This is a genomic window from Pseudomonas chlororaphis subsp. piscium (genome assembly GCF_003850345.1).
In the GTDB taxonomy this organism is placed as follows: domain Bacteria; phylum Pseudomonadota; class Gammaproteobacteria; order Pseudomonadales; family Pseudomonadaceae; genus Aquipseudomonas; species Aquipseudomonas piscium.
The window spans coordinates 1,756,400-1,776,257 of the sequence record NZ_CP027707.1 but is presented as its reverse complement, the minus strand read 5'-3'; the positions used below and the strand labels follow the sequence as shown (position 1 = coordinate 1,776,257).

The 19,858-nt window shown below is 60.6% G+C and carries 22 protein-coding genes; 13 read left to right on the top strand and 9 right to left on the bottom strand.

From position 1 onward, the window contains the following. Positions 1–47 precede the first annotated feature (47 nt). From C4K38_RS08095 to C4K38_RS08080, 5 genes are all read left to right on the top strand, one after another. Positions 48–404 (top strand): 4a-hydroxytetrahydrobiopterin dehydratase, encoded by a 357-nt coding sequence (locus tag C4K38_RS08095; RefSeq protein ID WP_007930096.1) that lies wholly within the window; start codon positions 48–50, stop codon positions 402–404. Continuing rightward, positions 404–1,600 carry an amino acid aminotransferase gene (locus tag C4K38_RS08090; protein WP_053277931.1) on the top strand — a complete coding sequence of 399 codons (1,197 nt, stop codon included), beginning with the start codon at positions 404–406 and terminating at the stop codon, positions 1,598–1,600. The genes C4K38_RS08095 and C4K38_RS08090 overlap by 1 nt, the downstream gene beginning before the upstream one ends. A 244-nt stretch (positions 1,601–1,844) precedes the next feature. Further along, on the top strand, positions 1,845–1,976 hold the full coding sequence (locus tag C4K38_RS32705) for a hypothetical protein (protein WP_269458494.1): 132 nt from the start codon (positions 1,845–1,847) through the stop codon (positions 1,974–1,976). An 81-nt stretch (positions 1,977–2,057) separates the two neighbouring features. Continuing rightward, complete coding sequence (locus tag C4K38_RS08085; protein ID WP_053277930.1) at positions 2,058–2,240, top strand: hypothetical protein; 183 nt, start codon at positions 2,058–2,060, stop codon at positions 2,238–2,240. 114 nt (positions 2,241–2,354) lie between these two features. After that, positions 2,355–3,554, top strand: coding sequence for an MFS transporter (locus tag C4K38_RS08080; RefSeq protein ID WP_053277929.1), 1,200 nt, complete (start codon positions 2,355–2,357; stop codon positions 3,552–3,554). A 22-nt stretch (positions 3,555–3,576) separates the two neighbouring features. Here C4K38_RS08080 and arfB read toward each other — a convergent pair whose 3' ends face one another. The 4 genes from arfB to C4K38_RS08055 all read right to left on the bottom strand — a co-directional run bounded on the left by arfB (position 3,577) and on the right by C4K38_RS08055 (position 7,965). Beyond that, complete coding sequence (arfB, locus tag C4K38_RS08075) at positions 3,577–3,990, bottom strand: alternative ribosome rescue aminoacyl-tRNA hydrolase ArfB (protein ID WP_053277928.1); 414 nt, start codon at positions 3,988–3,990, stop codon at positions 3,577–3,579. A 904-nt stretch (positions 3,991–4,894) separates the two neighbouring features. Beyond that, entirely contained in the window at positions 4,895–5,314 is a 420-nt protein-coding gene (locus tag C4K38_RS32530; RefSeq protein ID WP_231998561.1) for a DUF4225 domain-containing protein, read from the bottom strand. A gap of 271 nt (positions 5,315–5,585) precedes the next feature. Continuing rightward, positions 5,586–6,086 carry an Hcp family type VI secretion system effector gene (locus C4K38_RS08065; protein WP_081001444.1) on the bottom strand — a complete coding sequence of 167 codons (501 nt, stop codon included), beginning with the start codon at positions 6,084–6,086 and terminating at the stop codon, positions 5,586–5,588. Positions 6,087–6,543: 457 nt separating this feature from the next. Beyond that, complete coding sequence (locus tag C4K38_RS08055) at positions 6,544–7,965, bottom strand: amino acid permease (RefSeq protein ID WP_053277927.1); 1,422 nt, start codon at positions 7,963–7,965, stop codon at positions 6,544–6,546. Positions 7,966–9,007: 1,042 nt separating this feature from the next. Between C4K38_RS08055 and C4K38_RS32260 the strand changes: the two genes are divergently transcribed. Further along, positions 9,008–9,145: a hypothetical protein gene (locus C4K38_RS32260; RefSeq protein WP_007930088.1), complete on the top strand. Its 138-nt coding sequence runs from the start codon at positions 9,008–9,010 to the stop codon at positions 9,143–9,145. Between the two features lie 70 nt (positions 9,146–9,215). Next, positions 9,216–10,175 (top strand): CgnE/CgnB domain-containing protein, encoded by a 960-nt coding sequence (locus C4K38_RS08045; protein WP_053277926.1) that lies wholly within the window; start codon positions 9,216–9,218, stop codon positions 10,173–10,175. Between the two features lie 226 nt (positions 10,176–10,401). Here C4K38_RS08045 and rluB read toward each other — a convergent pair whose 3' ends face one another. From rluB to C4K38_RS08020, 5 genes are all read right to left on the bottom strand, one after another. Beyond that, positions 10,402–11,619 (bottom strand): 23S rRNA pseudouridine(2605) synthase RluB, encoded by a 1,218-nt coding sequence (gene rluB, locus C4K38_RS08040; RefSeq protein ID WP_025805159.1) that lies wholly within the window; start codon positions 11,617–11,619, stop codon positions 10,402–10,404. Positions 11,620–11,937: 318 nt separating this feature from the next. Further along, the gene (scpB, locus tag C4K38_RS08035; RefSeq protein WP_053277925.1) at positions 11,938–13,035 is read right to left on the bottom strand and encodes an SMC-Scp complex subunit ScpB; all 1,098 of its coding nucleotides are present in this window, start codon (positions 13,033–13,035) and stop codon (positions 11,938–11,940) included. Between the two features lie 12 nt (positions 13,036–13,047). Continuing rightward, positions 13,048–13,866 (bottom strand): segregation and condensation protein A, encoded by an 819-nt coding sequence (locus C4K38_RS08030; protein WP_053277924.1) that lies wholly within the window; start codon positions 13,864–13,866, stop codon positions 13,048–13,050. Then, positions 13,867–14,496 (bottom strand): L-threonylcarbamoyladenylate synthase, encoded by a 630-nt coding sequence (locus C4K38_RS08025; RefSeq protein ID WP_009042694.1) that lies wholly within the window; start codon positions 14,494–14,496, stop codon positions 13,867–13,869. It lies immediately after the preceding gene. Positions 14,497–14,509: 13 nt separating this feature from the next. Then, positions 14,510–15,373 carry a PHP domain-containing protein gene (locus C4K38_RS08020; RefSeq protein ID WP_053277923.1) on the bottom strand — a complete coding sequence of 288 codons (864 nt, stop codon included), beginning with the start codon at positions 15,371–15,373 and terminating at the stop codon, positions 14,510–14,512. Between the two features lie 87 nt (positions 15,374–15,460). Between C4K38_RS08020 and C4K38_RS08015 the strand changes: the two genes are divergently transcribed. From C4K38_RS08015 to C4K38_RS07990, 6 genes are all read left to right on the top strand, one after another. Beyond that, entirely contained in the window at positions 15,461–16,057 is a 597-nt protein-coding gene (locus tag C4K38_RS08015) for a septation protein A (protein WP_053277922.1), read from the top strand. A 1-nt stretch (position 16,058) separates the two neighbouring features. Then, positions 16,059–16,358: a YciI family protein gene (locus C4K38_RS08010; RefSeq protein WP_025805154.1), complete on the top strand. Its 300-nt coding sequence runs from the start codon at positions 16,059–16,061 to the stop codon at positions 16,356–16,358. A 110-nt stretch (positions 16,359–16,468) separates the two neighbouring features. After that, on the top strand, positions 16,469–16,879 hold the full coding sequence (locus C4K38_RS08005; RefSeq protein WP_053277921.1) for an SH3 domain-containing protein: 411 nt from the start codon (positions 16,469–16,471) through the stop codon (positions 16,877–16,879). A gap of 7 nt (positions 16,880–16,886) precedes the next feature. Next, positions 16,887–17,564, top strand: coding sequence for a response regulator transcription factor (locus C4K38_RS08000; RefSeq protein ID WP_053277920.1), 678 nt, complete (start codon positions 16,887–16,889; stop codon positions 17,562–17,564). Positions 17,565–17,790: 226 nt separating this feature from the next. Beyond that, positions 17,791–18,228, top strand: a complete 438-nt coding sequence (locus C4K38_RS07995) for a Spy/CpxP family protein refolding chaperone (RefSeq protein ID WP_053277919.1) — start codon at positions 17,791–17,793, stop codon at positions 18,226–18,228. A gap of 244 nt (positions 18,229–18,472) precedes the next feature. After that, on the top strand, positions 18,473–19,813 hold the full coding sequence (locus C4K38_RS07990; RefSeq protein ID WP_053277918.1) for a sensor histidine kinase: 1,341 nt from the start codon (positions 18,473–18,475) through the stop codon (positions 19,811–19,813). Positions 19,814–19,858: the final 45 nt, after the last annotated feature.

The window sequence follows — 19,858 nt, the reverse complement described above, 5'->3', positions numbered from 1 at the left end:
TCATAAAACCCGTAATTTCCAACAAGAATCGATTTCAGGAACCCACCATGACCGCTCTCAACCAAGCCCATTGCGAAGCCTGCCGTGCCGATGCTCCACAAGTCAGCGACGAAGAACTGCCGGTACTGATCAAGCAGATCCCCGACTGGAACATCGAAGTGCGCGATGGCGTCATGCAACTGGAAAAAGTCTTCCTGTTCAAAAACTTCAAATTCGCCCTGGCCTTTACCAACGCAATGGGTGAAATTTCCGAGGCAGAAGGTCATCATCCTGGCCTGCTCACCGAATGGGGCAAGGTCACCGTGACCTGGTGGAGCCACTCCATCAAGGGCCTGCACCGCAACGACTTCATCATGGCCGCTCGCACCGACGAAGTGGCCAAGACCGCAGAAGGACGCAAGTAATGCATTTCGACGCCATAGGCCGAGTACCCGGCGACCCGATTCTTGGCCTGATGGAGGCCTATGCGTCGGACAGCAACCCACGCAAGTTCGACCTCGGCGTCGGTGTCTACAAGGATTCCCAGGGCCTGACGCCGATCCCGCAGTCGGTCAAGCTGGCCGAGCAGCGCCTGGTCGACCGGCAGACCACCAAGATCTACATCGGTGGCCACGGCGACGCGGCCTTTGGCAAGGTGATCAATGAACTGGTGCTGGGCGCCGATTCGCAGCTGATCGCCGAGCGACGCGCCGGCGCCACCCAGACCCCGGGCGGCACCGGCGCGCTGCGCCTGAGCGCCGACTTCATCGCCCACTGCCTGCCGGGCCGTGGCGTGTGGTTGAGCAACCCGACCTGGCCGATCCACGAAACCATCTTTGCCGCCGCCGGCATCCAGGTCAGCCACTACCCTTACGTCGGCAGCGACAACCGCCTCGACGTCGAGGCCATGCTCGCGACCCTGAACCAGGTGCCCAAGGGCGACGTGGTGCTGCTCCACGCCTGCTGCCACAACCCCACCGGTTTCGACCTGAGCCACGATGACTGGCATCGGGTGCTGGACGTGGTGCGCAGCCGCAATCTGCTGCCGCTGATCGACTTCGCCTACCAGGGCTTCGGCGACGGCCTGGAGCAGGATGCCTGGGCGGTGCGCCTGTTCGCGGCCAAACTGCCCGAGCTGCTGATCACCAGTTCCTGCTCGAAGAACTTCGGCCTGTACCGCGACCGCACCGGCGCGCTGATCGTCTGCACCCGGGATGCCGAAAAGCTGTTGGACGTACGCAGCCAACTGGCCCACATCGCCCGTAACCTGTGGTCCACCCCGCCGGATCACGGCGCCGCGGTGGTCGCCACCATCCTCGGCGACCCGGAGCTGAAAAGCCTCTGGGCCGACGAAGTAGAAGCCATGCGCCTGCGTATCGCCCAGCTGCGTTCGGGCCTGGTGGAAGCGCTGCAACCCTTTGGCCTGGCCGAACGCTTCGCCCACATCGGCGTACAACGCGGGATGTTCTCCTACACCGGCCTGACGCCGGAGCAGGTCGGCAAACTGCGTAGCCAGCACAGCGTGTACATGGTCAGCTCCGGCCGGGCCAACGTCGCCGGTATCGACGCCACCCGCCTGGACCTGCTGGCCGAAGCCATCGCCGAAGTCTGCAAAAACTGAAAAAAGCTATCGCGGGCAAGCCTTGCTCCTACGGATGTCACCTGACTCTGTAGGCGCGAGCGGGCGGCGATCCGACTTGCCCGCGATGCCGTTAAAAAATCCCCCGCTGCATGAAACACCTTTCATCCCAAAACCCCAGATAAAAATCTTTTTGTCATTTCCAGTGCTGTATCCTGCCCAGGCTTTTTAAAAGCGCGGATCTACCCAGCGATTTAAAAAACAGACCTTGCGAGGAGCAACGAACATGCACGAGATTCCTAATCTCCCCTTCCCAAGCCTGCACGAAACTGAGCAGACAACCCCGCAACAAGCTGGCGCCCAACAGCCCGAGCCGAAAGAAGCCGCCGCCGGCCACAAGGCCGACAGCGAAGACTGACCGCAACACCCAGACAGTGTGGAAAGCGCTCTTTGATGCGCTTTCCACACCGCCTGAAACCCGCTTTCGAGAACCGCCTCCATGACCGACGCCTTCAGCGAAACCCAAGCCAGCGTGCTGATCGGCACCGCCGAAAAGATGATCGAGATCTGGAACCGCCTGACGCCGGAAAAACAGGCCGCCCTGCTGGCGCGCTTCGGTACCCAGGAAAACGCCCTGGCCGCCCTGGTCACCACCCAATTGCTGGCACCCGCCCAGGCCTGAACCTGCGACGCGCAAAAAACTTGCGCCAGCCCATCGATTTCTCCACCTGAATCGTTTCAACCCTCGGTATCATAAGCAGCCTATCTATTTCTGCCGCGCCCGTGGACCTTTCCCATGCCAGATACCCAGCGCCCCTTGGCGGTCACGCTGCAAGTCGTCTCCATCGTCCTTTTCACCTTTATCGGCTACCTGAACATCGGCATCCCCCTGGCCGTGCTGCCGGGCTACGTGCACAGCGAACTGGGCTTCGGCGCGGTGATCGCCGGACTGGTGATCAGCGTGCAATACCTGGCCACCCTGCTCAGCCGTCCCTATGCCGGGAAGATCATCGACAACCTGGGCAGCAAGCGCGCGGTGATGTACGGCCTGGCCGGCTGCGGCCTGAGCGGCGTGTTCATGCTGCTGTCGGCGTGGCTGAGCAGCTTGCCGGTGCTGAGCCTGGCCAGCCTGCTGATCGGGCGCCTGGTGCTGGGCAGCGCCGAGAGCCTGGTTGGCTCGGGCTCCATCGGCTGGGGCATCGGCCGCGTCGGCGCGCAGAACACCGCCAAGGTGATTTCCTGGAACGGCATCGCCAGCTATGGCGCGCTGGCCGTCGGCGCGCCGCTGGGGGTGTTGCTGGTGGATCGCCTGGGGTTGTGGAGCATGGGCGTGAGCATCATCCTCCTGGCGCTCCTCGGCCTGGCGCTGGCCTGGCCGAAACTGGCGGCACCGATCGTCGCCGGTGAGCGCCTGCCATTCATCCATGTCCTGGGCCGGGTGTTTCCCCACGGCTGTGGACTGGCCCTGGGCTCGATCGGTTTTGGCACCATCGCCACCTTCATCACCCTGTATTACGCCACCCAGAACTGGTCCAACGCGGTGCTGTGCCTGAGCCTGTTCGGCGCCAGCTTTATCGGCGCGCGCCTGCTGTTCGGCAACCTGATCAACCGCCTTGGCGGCTTTCGCGTGGCGATCGCCTGTCTGTCGGTGGAAACCCTCGGCCTGCTGCTGTTGTGGCTGGCGCCGGATGCCCACTGGGCCCTGGCCGGCGCGGCGTTGAGCGGCTTCGGCTTCTCCCTGGTATTCCCGGCGCTGGGGGTGGAAGCGGTCAACCTGGTCCCCGCCTCCAGCCGTGGCGCGGCGGTGGGTGCCTATTCGCTGTTCATCGACCTGTCGCTGGGGATCACCGGACCGCTGGCCGGGGCGATCGCCGCCGGTTTCGGTTTTGCCTCGATCTTCCTGTTCGCCGCCCTCGCCGCCTGCAGCGGTTTGCTGCTGAGCCTCTACCTGTACCGCCAGGCACCGAAGTATCGCGAGGAACGTAGCGAGCGCTAGGTCCGTACTTGTCGTACAGAGCCTAGTAGTCGACCTTGCCGCGGCCGGCCTTGATGTTGCCGCGCTTGCTCTTGGACTCCAGGCGCCGGGTCTTCGAGCCCAGGGTCGGCTTGGTCGGCCGGCGCTTCTTCTCCACCTTGATGGCGCCGAGGATCAACTCCACCAGGCGCTCCAGGGCATCGGCGCGATTCTGTTCCTGGGTCCGGTATTGCTGGGCCTTGATGATAATCACCCCATCGCTGGTAATGCGACTGTCGCGCAACGCCAGCAGCCGCTCCTTGTAGAACGGCGGCAGGGACGAGGCCGGAATGTCGAAGCGCAGGTGCACCGCGCTGGAGACCTTGTTGACGTTCTGCCCACCCGCGCCTTGCGCGCGAATGGCGGTCAACTCGATCTCGGCATCCGGCAGATGCACGTTGTTGGAAACCCTCAGCATTGCGTTCTCATAGCGATTCCTAAAACCTCTCTACGCCCACAAACCCCTTGATTATTAGGGTTTAGGCGCTCTTCTATTACCTCAGTGTTTCACAATACAACGTGGCTTTTCAGGTAAAACGGGAAAATGGCCGAGCGCATTCGACTGACAGAAATGAAAGCCTACAACGTCAAAGACAAGAAATCTGAACCGATATGTACGCTGGTCTTTCGGCTTAAAACGCTACGCCCAGCCAGACCCTGTGCAGTTCCTTTGCAAAGTCTTGCACAAAGTGAAATGGGCTATGACCTACAAGGCCCCACGGCCAGTCTGGGCTAGCCCTCTGATTCCACTACCTCTGGAATTGCACAAAAAAATCACGCAGAGCACGTCGGCGGGAGGGGGGATAAGTGCTTTTTCATGCTGTTTTTTTCTTCCCCCAGATTTTGGCACCCTATGGGGCTAGCTAATGCGAGTCAGGCACGACACAAAAAATAAGCACCTTGCCAGCGGGTGCAGGTGAAGTCTGGGAGGTTTTGATGCATAGATTGAGCAGCGAGGAAAGAGAGTTAGGTAACGACTGGTGTTGTTACCCCCTATTCCACTAAAAAGCTCTTGTCGCTAAAAAAGGGGAGTTGCATTTTTTCGAACAATTATACTAATCTAATTTCACACAATCAGGAATATGATATTCATGAGCCTAGAAAATTTTCGTTACTATTTATCTGTATCCCTTTTGGTTTTCGGCTGCTCAATCCCAATTATGGGGATAATTGTTTGGGCCATAACAGAATTAATCCCACTAGATGGGCATGCGTTAAAAATCGCATACGTGACCACATACATTCTTGTCGTTATATTAGGTTTACGCTTCTATATCCCAAGACTACGTGGCGCGGCATAATATTTATTATGCCGCACGATATCACTTATTTTCCATCATTGGTCTTTCTTCTTTGACCATAGAGTTCAAAGTTATAGAGTCGACCAGCCCTTCGAAAAATAAGGCCAGCTTTCCGGCTTGTCGGTAGGCTTTTTCATTGTTGACAGGGTCGTATCTAAATAGTTGTACCGATCCTGGAGCTCGTACTGATCTGAACATGCCATACCCCGACAAAAACAAGTCTGTAGAGTAGTACGCCATATCACCTTTATACGTATCCCTGAAAAGGGTTTGATAAACGCGCCTCATAGGCCCTTGCGCGCTTAGCGCATTGGGGCCGTTATAGATATTCGCCACACCTTCGGCAATGTTGTTAGCCCCATGACCGACTAGAAGCGCGCCGGGCACAATCCCAATCCCACCCGATGCTCCTGTAATCGCGATACCTGCTTCAATTTGCATTCCCCCAGCCAAGACCCCTATACCGTTTTGGGCATAAAAAAGCGCCGTGGACGATAGTTCTGCATACTCGGCCCTGATCTCTTATAGTCCCTGCCACGCACTGATTACTCCATCATCAACAGCACGGATAATCTCATTAACATAGTCTGAAACAATCGAGCTAAATTGAAGTCGCGTAAACCCATCAAGGAAATGCGTCATACCTATATCGCATCCGACCGAAACTAGATCGGATGCAGCCTTTGTCACGTCGTGAATGTCACATGAAGTTTCATTCACGCTCATTTCCCCAAGTACTCTGCGCGCTTGTGCCCCCTGGAATATGCACCCAAGCAATATCTCTATACCGAATGGACACCCTTTCTTGCGGTTCCGCATCATTCATATGAATAGCGTGAGGGACCTGCTGGCTGATATGCGCAATACGCGCACCTGTAAGGCGTATTGAATAGTATTTTTCCTGCCCCCCTACCGGAGAAGTTCGGTAAAGATTGATCGTACACTCTACTTCTTCGCGCTCATGTAGCGCATTCGCCAATAATGGCGAGGCTTTGTCTATACCCTTGGTTATTATGATAGGCATATGCTGACCACGACCGCCCGCCACGCTGCCATCATTGCCCGTAATCATGTCGTGTGTGTAAGCCAGCACCATGATTTCGTCTTGGTGACCGATCTGGCATTTGTTACCGATAGAGCTTGGACCCGAGCAACCGGAAGAAATCAATCCTTGTCGTTTACCGGAAATGCTCATATAGCTATGACTTGCCATCCGTACCACTCCTTATCTTCGGAGGGCTAGACTGATAAAGAAAGCACCAAACCTGATATAGGAGAAGTCCTAATAAAAAGGTGCACTATCTCATTTATAAAAAGAAACGTAGGCTATGCCGCCGTCTGAGCACGAACAAAAAAGCTCCACCGAGCATCACACGGCGGGGCCTTTTTTTGGTCTTCTGGCTTTGTTCTGTGTACTTGACAGTGGATAGATACGGGATCAAAACGGGAAAAAATAAAAAGATACCAAACATTTTCCTCTCATCAAAAAACAATAAACCCTTATATTAAAGGGGCTTACGGTTTTTTTTTTACAAATCAGAGTAAGTGATTGGAAATCACCAGCATGGAAAAGGAATCCGCTTTCAGGGCGTTCAGGATACCGCGCCTACGGATTTGCAGCGCCCACAAAAAACCCGGCCGAAGCCGGGTTTTCCGTTATTGCGCGGACCTCACTTCAGCGAAGCGTTGGCCGCCTGCAGGTTGTTCTGCGCGCTGCGCTTGTTCTTGATGCCGTAGCAGACCCACATGAAGGCGACCCAGACAGGAATCGCGTACACCGAGATCTGGATGCCCGGAATCATCAGCATGATGCCGAGGATGAACACCACGAACGCCAGGCAGATGTAGTTGCCGTAGGGGTACCACAGCGCCTTGAACAGCGGCGATTGTTTCGTGCGGTTCATGTGCTGGCGGAACTTGAAGTGCGAGTAGCTGATCATCGCCCAGTTGATCACCAGGGTCGCGACCACCAGCGACATCAGCAGCTCCAGCGCATGCTGCGGGATCAGGTAGTTGAGCACCACGGCGACGAAGGTCACCACCGCCGAGGCCAGGATCGACATCACCGGCACGCCGCGCTTGTCGATCTTCGCCAGGACTTTCGGCGCATCGCCCTGCTCGGCCATGCCCAGCAGCATGCGGCTGTTGCAGTAGGTGCCGCTGTTGTACACCGACAAGGCCGCGGTCAGGACCACGAAGTTGAGGATGTGCGCCGCGGTGTCGCTGCCCAGCATCGAGAATACCTGGACGAACGGGCTGCCGCTGTAGGCATCGCCGGAGGCATTCAGGGTCTCCAGCAGGCTGTTCCATGGGGTCAGGGACAACAGCACAACCAGGGCACCGATGTAGAAAATCAGGATGCGGTAGATCACCTGGTTGATGGCCTTGGGAATCACGGTCTTCGGCTTGTCGGCCTCGGCCGCGGTAAACCCGAGCATCTCCAGGCCACCGAAGGAGAACATGATGATCGCCATGGCCATCACCAGGCCGCTGACGCCATTAGGGAAGAACCCGCCGTGTTCCCACAGGTTGCTCACCGAGGCTTGCGGGCCGCCGTGACCGCTGACCAGCAGGTAGCTGCCCAGGGCGATCATGCCGACGATGGCCACCACCTTGATGATCGCGAACCAGAACTCGGCTTCACCGAAGACTTTGACGTTGGCCAGGTTGATCAGGTTGATCAGCACGAAAAACGCCGCGGCCGAGGCCCAGGTCGGCACGTCCGGCCACCAGTAGTGCACGTACTTGCCGACCGCGGTCAGCTCCGACATGCCCACCAGGATGTACAGGATCCAGCAGTTCCAGCCCGAGAGGAAACCGGCGAAACCGCCCCAGTACTTGTGCGCGAAATGGCTGAAGGAACCGGCCACCGGCTCTTCGACGATCATCTCGCCGAGCTGGCGCATGATCATGAAGGCGATGAAGCCGCAGATGGCGTAGCCGAGGATCATCGACGGGCCGGCGGACTTGAGCACGCCGGCGGAGCCCAGGAACAATCCGGTACCGATCGCGCCGCCCAGGGCGATCAGTTGAATATGGCGATTTTTCAGGCCGCGTTTCAGCTCGCCTGAATGCGGGTTTTGTCCACTCATGAAAAGGGTCTCACGCAAGGTTTGATGATGTTCGATAGACGTTGCAGCCGACAGCAGGCTTAAGCAGCGCGGATCAAACCCCAGCGCAGGCACCAGGAGTTCAGCCTTTGTTTAACAGTCATGCGTCACCTGTTTGTTTTTATCTGTGACGAAATCGAACCCACCACGCTTGTGACGCGGCGGAGTGAACAAGGCGGATAGCCTTGAGATTATTGGCCTTGGGAGCGTGTTTCGAGCATTCGAGCCAGGGCTCGTCATGCGTTGAAACCAGTCGTTGGGGCGCAAAATGCGCGGATACGCAGTTGGGTCACAGTTAAAACGCCGCGCATTGTACACCCCTGACTCCCTGCCGCCAGACGCGGCTTATCAGCGCGTCGGGTGCCGGAATCGCACGGGGCCTGCTCGATGCTTGGCATCGGCGGCAAGGTTCGGGACAGACCCATCGGGGTCGTCGACGAAGGTACGACAGCAATCGCCCTTCGGAGGGAATCGGTTGAGGTGAGCCATGGCGTTCATTGCGCCTCCTTCTTGTTATGCACCTGCACACAGGCATGGGCTGCATCACACCTGCCTTGAGGCCGCGGAACAAGCGGCTTGGAGCCCGGCGGCGGGCAATATCCAGGCAGCGACGGAAGGTTTCTCTTACAGCGCTGGACGAAGCTCGATTCCATGACTCGATAGCGGGTTTTTCGTAAGCATTTCTTTACAAGGCGGAACGTATTTTTTCCACTTCAGATCGGCATCCGCGGCGACTGCAAATTGACGGCCAGTGGTTTTTTATCTGTCTGTTCGCTCAGCTTTTTGTTTTTTCTTGATAATTTTCCAGCGCAAAAACAGAACAAAAAGTTCAATAAAAATAATTCAATTATTTTTTTGCATTTCAAAAAGCCCTGGACTAGGTTTCCAGCCACTTGCCGGACCACACCCCCGACAAGTCGAGCGGCCACGTTGAGCAGCTGGGGGTTTCACGCACTCCTCCGTAGAACACCCGAGCCGCCTCACCGACTGCTTTTATCCGAAAAAGTCATCTAGGAGATTCACGATGCAAGCACTGGAAAAAGACTTGGACACTGAACTGCAACTGGACGATTGGTTTGAAGCAGCGACCCACGAGGCCGCGGTGGAAATGATGCAGGCCGACGCGGTAGTACCGTTCGGCACGGCGATGTGGCCTTTGTAAAAACGGCCATCAGGCAGGAGCGGCCCGGCGGCCGCCCCTGTCTCCACTCGCTGTCCGTCAGGGAGGATCCATGGACAACACCGCTGCCATCCGGCATTTTCTTTACTACCTCGAACACCATCCGGCCCTGGCCGACCGCCAGAGCGCAAGGGTCCTGATCGGCCACACCGCCGAATACACCGCCACCAGTGCCGCCATCATCGAACAGGCCGGTGAGCCCTTCCGCTTCACTGCCCTGCGCCTCGACCTCGAGCCCACCTCGGTGCTGACCCAGGCCATCGCCGACTGCGATCTGTATATCTTTTTCTACGACTCCTCCACCCTCTCGCCACCCCGCCCGCAAGGCCCGGAGTTCATCCAGGCGCTGCAGGGCGTGATGGCCGAGAACTGGAAGAAGTCGCTGCTGTTCAAGGACTACGGCGACTACTTCTACGACACCTTCAGCGTCGAGCCGCAACGCATCGCCGAGCTCAACGCAACCCTGATCCAGCATATGTCCGAGGCCACCACCCTGAGCTTTCGCGACGACCACGGTTCGTACTTCGAAGCGCCGCTGGACAGCATCAAGAAGTGGACCAACATCAACGGCGTGGGCAACTACGATCTGGCCCCCGGAGAAATCGCCAGCCACAGCGAGGCCATCAATGGCCGGGTGAAATTCGTCGGCACCTTCCTTGGCACTATCCCCTTCGCGCGCAAGTACGGCGTGCTGCAATCGCCGCTGGAACTGTGGATCGAGAACTCCACCATCAGCCGCATCGCCACCGACGTGCCGGGGCTGGCGGATGACTTCAACAAGTACCTGGATGCCAACCCGTCCAACCGGCGCATCGAGGAGCTGGGCATCGGCACCAACGAAGGGGTGAAAGACCTCTACGCGCGCAACTCGGGATTCGAGGAGCGCCATTGCGGCCTGCACCTGGGGCTGGGCGGCGGTGCCAAGGGTAGCCACCACCTGGACCTGATCTTTGCCAGCGGGGTACTGGCGCTGGACGACAAGCCGGTGTTCGATGGCAGGTTCGTGTTCTGAGCCGGTAGCCCTGTAGCCCTGTAGCCGCTGGCGCAGCCTGCGATCGGTCGCGCAGCGACCGCAAGATGCCTGAACGCGGATTGCCTGACAGATCACCGTTGCCGTTTGGCGGCTGCTACGCAGTCGATCGCAGGCTTCGCCAGCGGCTACATAGAGGCAAAAAAAAACGCCAACCCTGAGGTTGGCGTTTTTTCTTGTCGCTTACAGCTTGCAGCTCAAGGCTGCCTCACTCGGGCTTGCGGCGACCGAAACCCGGGCGCTGGCCGGAACCGGCCGGGGCGCCGCGGCGCTTGCCCGACGGTGCGTCCTTGTCGACTAGGACGATGCCCGGACGCTTGGACTTCGGCGCTGGCTTGGCCGGGCGCTTGGTGTCGCTCGGACGATCCGCCACTGGCGTACCGCGACCCGATTCACCACGACCGGCAGCCGGACGCGGCGCCCGTGGAGCGCGCTCGCCATCCTGGCGTGGCGCGGGTTTGCGGCCTGGACGCTCGCCTTCGATCTGCGGCTCGCGCGACGGGCGCGGGGCACCGGCGGCAGGCGCGCCATGGGCCGGGCGCAGGGTCCGCACGCGCTCGCTCTTGCCCACCGGGCGCGAGGATTTGCGCTGCATGCGCTCCAGCTTGTCCTTGCTCTTGGCGTTGAGCTGCGGCATCGCCACCGGCGTCAGGCCAACCTCGGCGCTGAGGACGTCCACTTCGTACTGGCTCATTTCGCGCCAGCGGCCCATCGGCAGGTCGGAGTTGAGGAACACCGGACCGAAACGCACGCGCTTCAGGCGGCTGACCACCAGGCCCTGGGATTCCCACAGGCGACGTACTTCACGGTTGCGGCCTTCCATCACCACGCAGTGGTACCAGTGGTTGAAACCTTCGCCACCGGGTGCTTGCTGGATGTCGGTGAACTTGGCCGGGCCGTCTTCGAGCATCACGCCGGCTTTCAGGCGCTCGATCATCTCGTCGTCGACTTCGCCACGCACACGTACCGCGTACTCACGGTCCATTTCATAGGACGGGTGCATCAGGCGGTTGGCCAGCTCACCGTCGGTGGTGAACATCAGCAGGCCGGTGGTGTTGATGTCGAGGCGACCGATATTGATCCAGCGGCCTTCTCGTGGGCGCGGCAGCTTGTCGAACACGGTCGGACGGCCTTCCGGGTCGTCACGGGTGCAGATCTCGCCGTCGGGCTTGTTGTACATGATCACGCGGCGGACCGATTCGGACGCTTCTTCGCGCTTGATCACCTTGCCATCGATGGAGATGGCGTCATGCAGGTCGACGCGCAGGCCAAGGGTGGCCTCTTTGCCATTGACCTTGATCCGGCCCTGGCTGATCCAGGACTCCACGTCACGGCGCGAGCCGACGCCGATACGGGCGAGGACTTTCTGCAGCTTTTCGCCTGCTGGGCCGATTTCCTGGTGGTCTTGCTGATCATGTTCACTCATCTGGGCACCTCCCGGTGTGTCGATTCAGGCTTGAGCGGCCTGAAGGGTAGTAAAAACAGGTCTTGTGGCGAAGGGATCGCCAAAGGGTCGCGAATCATACGCTCATGGCGTCGGTTGCGCATCAGAGACTAGCTGATAAGTGGCGGCCTACCGGTTTTTCCGCTGGCCGGTGGCAGCGCGGGCACTTGGGCGGCGGACCTGTAGGAGCGAGCGGGCGGCGATCCGACTTGCCCGCGATCGAGAACGACGCGACATGCCTGGCACACCGCATCAACGTTCATCGCGAGCAAGCTTCGCTCCTACAGAAGCGTGGCCTGATCAGTCTTCCTGTTCGCGTCTTTCGTTCTCGATGGCCTCGGCCAGCGCCAGGGCTTCGGCCTCTTCGTCGCTCAACTCTGGAGCCGGCGGTTCCAGTGCCGCCACGGCGGCCAGCAGCTTGGCCCGGGCTTCGGCGACGCCGAGCACATCGTCATCGACCTCGTGCTCCTGCTCGTCGCCTGCATCCGCTTCGAGTTCGGCCTCGTGCTCGGCTTCCAGCTCCGCGTCGTGCTCGACTGGCACTCCAGCTCCAGCTCCAGCTCCAGCTCCAGCTTCGGCTTCGGCTTCGGCTTCGGCTTCGGTACGAGTTTGCGTTTCGGGGTTGATCCCGGCGTCCACCTCGGCGTCGGCAACAAAATCGTCCCCGGACGAATCCACCGCGCCATCGCGATGCAGGTCGTCGAAGTCGGTCTTGATCCCCTCCTCCATCGAATCCAGCTCCAGCAGCAAGGTGTGGAAACTGGTCTCTTCCTTGGGCTCTTCCGGCTCGGCGCTGGCGTCGGCCAGGGCTTGCAGGCTGGCGGGCACCGGCGCGTCGTCGAAGTCGAGGACCGGCTCGGTTTCGATCTCGCGCAGCTCGGCCAGCGGCGGCAGGTCGTCGAGGTTCTTCAGGTTGAAGTGATCGAGAAAGGCCTTGGTGGTGGCGAACATCGCCGGCTTGCCCGGTACGTCACGGTAGCCGACCACCCGAATCCACTCGCGCTCCAGCAGGGTCTTGACGATCTGGCTGTTGACCGCCACGCCCCGCACATCCTCGATCTCGCCACGGGTGATCGGTTGGCGGTAGGCAATCAGTGCCAGGGTTTCCAGCATCGCCCGGGAGTAACGCTGGGGCCGCTCTTCCCACAGCCGGCCAACCCAGGGCGCGAATTTTTCCCGCACCTGCAGGCGATACCCGGAGGCCACTTCCTTGAGTTCGAAGGCTCGCCCTTCGCAGGATTTGCCCAGAATGGTCAGTGCTTTCTTGAAGACCGCGGGGTCCGGCCGCTCGCCTTCCTCGAAGAGCTCGAACAGGCGCTCCATGGATTGCGGTTTTCCTGAGGCCAACAGAAAGGCTTCAAGCAGCGGCGCCAGCTCGCGGGGTTCATTCAGATTCATTGTTTCAGCTCGTTATTCGGCTCGCGCCCGCACATGGATAGCCGTGAAAGGCTCATTCTGTACCAGCTCGACCAGGGATTCCTTGACCAGCTCGAGGACCGCCATGAAGGTCACAACCACCCCCAGGCGTCCTTCTTCCGCGGTGAACAGCTCGACAAAAGGCACAAAACCACCGCCCTTGAGCCGCTCCAGCACCTCGCTCATGCGCTCGCGGGTGGACAGCGCCTCGCGGCTGACCTGATGGCTTTCGAACATGTCGCCACGGCGCAGCACCTCGGCCATGGACATCAGCACCTCTTCCAGGGCGACATCCGGCAGCAGCTTGCGCGCCCGGGCTTCCGGGGCATCGAGCTTGGGCACTATGACGTCGCGACCGACCCGGCTCAGGCCATCGATACCTTCGGCGGCGGCCTTGAAACGCTCGTATTCCTGCAGACGGCGGATCAGTTCGGCGCGCGGGTCTTCCTCTTCCTCTTCCACCTCGGCCGAGCGCGGCAACAGCATGCGCGACTTGATCTCGGCCAGCATGGCCGCCATCACCAGGTATTCGGCGGCCAGCTCCAGGCGCACCGACTGCATCAATTCGACGTAGCCCATGTACTGGCGGGTGATTTCCGCCACCGGGATGTCGAGGATGTCGATGTTCTGCTTGCGGATCAGGTACAGCAGCAGGTCAAGCGGCCCTTCGAAGGCTTCGAGAAAGACTTCCAGGGCGTCCGGCGGGATGTACAAGTCCAGCGGCATTTCCATGACCGCCTGGCCGTAGACCATCGCAAAGGGCAGCTCCTGCTGCGCTCCGGCCTGGTCGTCAACGTGTTCCACTGCGGACATTCAGGCCTCGACCATGAAGGGAGCCGGGTCGCCGCAGCCGATACGGATCACTTCCGGCTCGCCATCGGCCAGGTTGATCACGGTGGAGGCCATGATGCCGCCAAAACCGCCATCGATGATCAGGTCGACCTGATGCTCGAGCAGTTGGCGCATTTCATAAGGATCGTTCATCGGCTCGGTTTCACCGGGCATGATCAGGCTGACGCTCATCAGCGGCTCGCCCAGTTCGGCCAGCAGCGCCAGGGCGATCGGATGGCTCGGCACCCGCAGGCCGATGGTGCGTTTCTTCGGGTGCAGCAACAGCCGCGGCACTTCGCGGGTAGCGTTGAGGATGAAGGTGTAAGGCCCCGGCAGATGAGCCTTGAGCAGGCGAAAGGTGCCGGTATCGATCTTGGCGAACAGGCCCAGCTGCGACAGGTCGCTGCAGATCAGCGCGAAGTTGTGTTTGTCATCCAGTTGCCGCAGACGCCGCACGCGCTCGACCGCGCTCTTGTCGCCGATCTGGCAGCCAATGGCGTAGGACGAGTCGGTCGGGTAGATCACCACGCCACCTGAGCGGATGATTTCGACAGCCTGTTTGATCAGGCGCGGTTGCGGGTTTTCCGGATGAATCTGGAAAAATTGACTCACATTCTCTACCTGTTCAGACGGCGGCAATAATTGGGTCATGTTTGAACCGACACCAGAGCGGCGGCAGATCCTCCGGAACAGGGCGATACTCGCCTATCTCGGACCAGCCTCCAGGGCCATGAAAATCACTGCCGGCGCTCACCAGCAGACCGAACTCCCGAGCAAGGATGGCCAGGCTGCCCACCTGCTCGGCGGGTTGGTGGCCGTTGACCACCTCGATCGCGTGGCCACCTGCTTGAATATAGTCGGCAATCAGGCGGCGACGTTTGCTGCGGGTGAAATCGTAATGCCAGGGATGGGCCAGGCTGACCCAGGCCCCCGCCGCGCGTAGCGTCTCGACGGTTTCCTCCAGGGTCGGCCAGTGCTGCTTGACGTCGCCCAGCTTGCCGGCCCCCAGCCACTTGCGAAAAGCTTCGGCGCGGTCCTTCACGAAACCGGCGCGCACCAGGTAATCGGCGAAGTGCGGCCGGGCCGGCGCATTGCCGCTGTCGCCCAGTTCCTGCTGGATCGCCCGGGCCCCTTCGAGGGCACCCGGCATGCCCTTGAGCGCGAGCTTGCGACTTATTTCTTCGGAACGCAGCCAGCGACCGTCGTGCAACTTGCCGATGGCCTCGACCAATGACGGCGCATTGACGTCGAAACCGTAGCCCAGCACATGAATGGTCGCCCCACCCCAGGTGCAGGACAATTCGACACCATTGACCAGTTGCATGCCCAGTTCCTGCGCCGCGAGGCGAGCCTCGTCAAGGCCTTCCAGGGTGTCATGATCGGTCAGGGCCAGGACTCGCACGCCTTTCTCGAACGCACGCGCAACCAGAGTCGCGGGCGCCAGGGCGCCATCGGAGGCCGTGCTGTGGCAGTGCAAATCAACATTCACGGGACTGTTCAACCTCAAGTCAGCTGGCGCTTTCGCTGCCATGGATGTTTGTTATTATGCCGCCACATCCTGCTTCTGGCTGCCACTGTGAAACAATTCATCGACTTCATCCCGCTGTTCCTGTTTTTCATCGTCTACAAAATCGATCCCCGAGTCGTCGACATTGCCGGTCAACAACTGACCCTAGGCGGTATCTACAGCGCCACGGCGGTGTTGATCATCAGCTCCCTGGTGGTATACGGCGCGCTGTTCATCTCCCAGCGCAAGCTGGAGAAAAGCCAATGGCTGACCCTGGTCGCCTGCCTGGTATTCGGCAGCCTGACCCTGGCCTTCCACAGCGAAACCTTCCTTAAATGGAAGGCGCCGGTGGTCAACTGGCTGTTCGCCCTGGCCTTTATCGGCAGCCATTTCATCGGCGACCGCCTGCTGATCAAGCGCATCATGGGCCACGCGCTGACCCTGCCGGACCCGGTCTGGACCCGCCTGAACATCGCCTGGATCGCCTTCTTCCTGTTCTGCGGCGCCGCCAACCTGTTCGTTGCCTTCACCTTCCAGAGCATCTGGGTCGACTTCAAGGTCTTCGGCAGCCTGGGCATGACCGTGCTGTTCCTGGTCGGCCAGGGCATCTACCTGTCGCGCCATCTTCACGACACCGAACCCACCACTTCGAAAACCGAGGACTGACATGCTTTACGCAATCATTGCTACAGACGTCGCCAACTCCCTGGAAAACCGCCTGGCCGCGCGCCCGGCGCATCTGGAGCGGTTGCAGCAGCTCAAGGCCGAAGGTCGCGTGGTACTGGCCGGGCCACACCCTGCCGTCGACAGCAATGATCCCGGTGCCGCGGGTTTCACCGGCAGCCTGATCGTCGCCGAATTCGACTCGCTGAGCGCCGCCCAGGCCTGGGCCGATGCCGATCCTTACGTCGCCGCCGGCGTCTATGCCAGCGTCCTGGTCAAGCCGTTCAAGCAAGTCCTGCCGTAAATCCTCTCCCGCGCGGTGAACCTTATCGGTTCATCGCGCTCTCAATCGCTCATTATTCTCGTTTGACTGCCGACAACTTGCCCAACACTCGATTGGAATCAGGAGTTCCGATGCGCCAAGGTCTGTTGTGCCTGTTGTTGGTCATGTTAACGATCGGGGCGAGCGCCTCCGCCGAAGAAACCACGGACCCGGGGCATTCGACGCCTTTGTCCCTGAGTGCCGGCAGCCAGATCAACGAATTGCAGCAGCGCCTGAAAGACAGCGAGCGCCAGCGCGAAGAGTTGACCCGGCAATTGCAGAGCGCCGACAGCGAACGTGAAAGCGCCCAGCTGAGCCGCCTGCGCCAGGAGAACCAGCGCCTCAAGCTGCAACTGCGCGAAGCCCAGGCCAGTTCCGTGCCGCGCCTGCTGACCGATCAGCAGCAGTGGTTCGTCACCGGCGCCGGAGTAGCGCTATTGGCCCTGCTCTGCGGTATCTTCGCCAGTGGTGGACATAGAAAGCGTCGACAATGGCTAAATTGAGTGATTCATGAGCGACCTGTTACTGATTGACGATGACCAGGAACTCTGCGAGCTCCTGACCAGTTGGCTGGGCCAGGAAGGTTTTCAGGTACGGGCCTGCCACGATGGCCACAGTGCCCGTCGCGCCCTGGCCGATCACGCTCCGGCGGCGGTGGTGCTGGACGTGATGCTGCCCGACGGCAGCGGCCTGGAACTGCTCAAGCAGTTGCGCAACGACCACCCGGACTTGCCGGTGCTGATGCTTTCGGCCCGCGGCGAGCCCCTGGACCGCATCCTCGGCCTGGAGCTGGGCGCCGACGACTACCTGGCCAAACCCTGCGATCCGCGTGAACTGACGGCCCGCTTGCGCGCTGTGCTGCGCCGCAGTCACCCGGCCGCGGTGTCCAGCCAGATGGAGCTGGGCGACCTGTGCTTCAGCCCGGTACGCGGCGTAGTCAGCATCGACGAACAGAACATCACCCTCACCGTTTCCGAAAGCCGCCTGCTGGAAGCCTTGCTCAAGCAACCGGGCGAGCCGCTGGACAAGCAGGAACTGGCGCAGATCGCCCTGGGCCGCAAACTGACCCTGTACGACCGCAGCCTGGACATGCACGTCAGCAACCTGCGCAAGAAGATCGGCCCCCACCCCGACGGCCGCCCGCGCATCGTCGCCCTGCGCAGCCGTGGCTACTACTACAGCCTCTGAACCTATCGCTGATCCCTGTAGCCGCTGCCGCAGGCCCTCCTGCATTCGCAAGATCCCTGCGACCGTACCGGTCGTTCGCAGGCTCGGCAGCGGCTACAGGGGATATGTCAGTTTCGCCAAAAAACGTCTTTACCCAAGCTTTACCCTTCGCTGACCGCCGCTGACCTTGATCTCCGTAATCTGCACACATCCGGAACTGACCGGGAATGAGACAAGGAGATACACCATGCGCAAGACCCTGATCGCTCTGATGTTCGCCGCCGCCCTGCCGACCGTGGCCATGGCCATGCCGGAAGGCGCAGGCCCCATGGGTCCGATGGACGGCCCGCGCCACAGTGAACACATGCGCGGTAAAGGCCCTTACAGCCAGCTGGACCTGAGCCGCGAACAGCGCCAGCAGATCCGCAAGCTGATGGGTGAGCAGATGCACGAGCGCAAAGAGCTGGTGCAGAAGTACCTGGAAAAACTGTCGCCGGCCGACCAGAAGGCAATGAAGGACGAGATCGCCGCCAAGCGCCAGAAAACCGAGGCGGATATCCGCGCCCTGCTCAAGCCGGAACAACAGAAAGAGTTTGACGCCATCCAGAAGAAACACGCCGAGCGCCGCGCCGAATGGGCCGAATTCAAGGCCTGGAAAGCGCAACAACCGCAAAAAGCGCAATAATGCTCGAGACTCTGTACGGAAAGTAGCCGAGCGGCGATCAGGCAAGGCAAAAACAGGCGAGGAACGGCCGGGGTCGCGGGCGACTTTAGGGGCCTAAATGAGCATTCCGAGCCTGTTTCTGCGTAGCGCCTTTGGCGCCCAGCGTGCAGCATGATCGACGCGCAGGCAGTTTACGCACAGAACCTAGCGCTTATCCCACAGCCCAGTGGCGCCCCACTGGGCTTTCCTTGTTTGAGGACTTCCCGTGCGTTCATTGTTCTGGCGCATCCTCGCCAGTTTCTGGCTGGCCATCGCCCTGGTTGCAGGGCTGTCGATTCTGCTTGGGCACATGCTGAACCAGGATGCCTGGATCCTCAGTCGCCATCCCGGCCTCAATACCCTGGCCGAGGAATGGACCCAGACCTACGAAGAACAAGGCGAGGACGCCGCGCAGGAGATCCTCCAACAACGCAAGCGCCAGTACCACATTGATGTGCAGGTACTCAACGAAAGCGGCGACCCGGTGGTCCGCGGTACCTTCCCGCGCCGCGCGGCGGCCTTCGAGGCCCGGCAGAACAACGACGACCGGCGTTTGCCCTGGCGGCGCCTGACCACCGAGTACACCAGCCCGAAAACCGGCGACACCTACCTGCTGATCTACCGCATCCCCCACCCGGAGCTGGGCGCCTGGCACCGCGACAGCCTGATGTGGCCGCTGAGCGCCCTGACCATCGCGCTGGTGGTGCTGACCCTGTTCAGCCTGCTGGTGACCCTGTCCATCACCCGCCCTCTCAGTCGTCTACGCGGTGCGGTGCATGACCTGGGGCAAACCACCTACCAACAGAACAGCCTGGCCCGCCTGGCCGACCGCCGCGACGAGTTCGGCGTGCTGGCCAAGGACTTCAACCGCATGGGCTCACGCCTGCAAAGCCTGATCGGCAGCCAGCGCCAGCTGCTGCGCGATGTCTCCCACGAACTGCGTTCGCCGCTGGCACGCTTGCGCATTGCCCTGGCGCTGGCCGAACGCGCCACGGCCGAGGAGCGCGAGCGCCTGTGGCCGCGCCTGACCCGCGAGTGCGATCGCCTGGAAGCGCTGATCAGCGAAATCCTGGTACTGGCCCGGGTCGATGCCGACAACGCCAGCGCCGAAGAGGTGGACCTCAACGCCCTGCTCGGCAACCTGCAGAAGGATGCCCAACTGGCCTGCCCGGAACAGCCGGTGAAAATCCAGGCTGAACCGCAGCTCAGCCTCAAGGGCTGGCCGACCATGATCGAACGGGCGGTGGACAATCTGCTGCGCAATGCCCAGCGCTTCAACCCGGCCGGACAGCCGATCGAAGTGCAGGCATTGCGTCAGGGAGACCGGATCCTGCTCAGCGTGCGTGATCACGGCCCCGGTGTGGAGGCCGAACATTTGCGCCTGTTGGGCGAACCTTTCTACCGCGCCCCAGGGCAGACCACACCGGGTCACGGGCTGGGCCTGGCCATCGCCCGGCGCGCCGCGGAACGCCATGGCGGCAGCCTGACGCTGGACAATCATCCCCAGGGTGGCTTTATCGCCAGCCTGGAGTTGCCCTTGGTGCCAGGCGTTAGCGCTCAGGCCTGAAAAGCATCGCGGGCAAGTCAGATCGCCGCCCGCTCGCTCCTATAG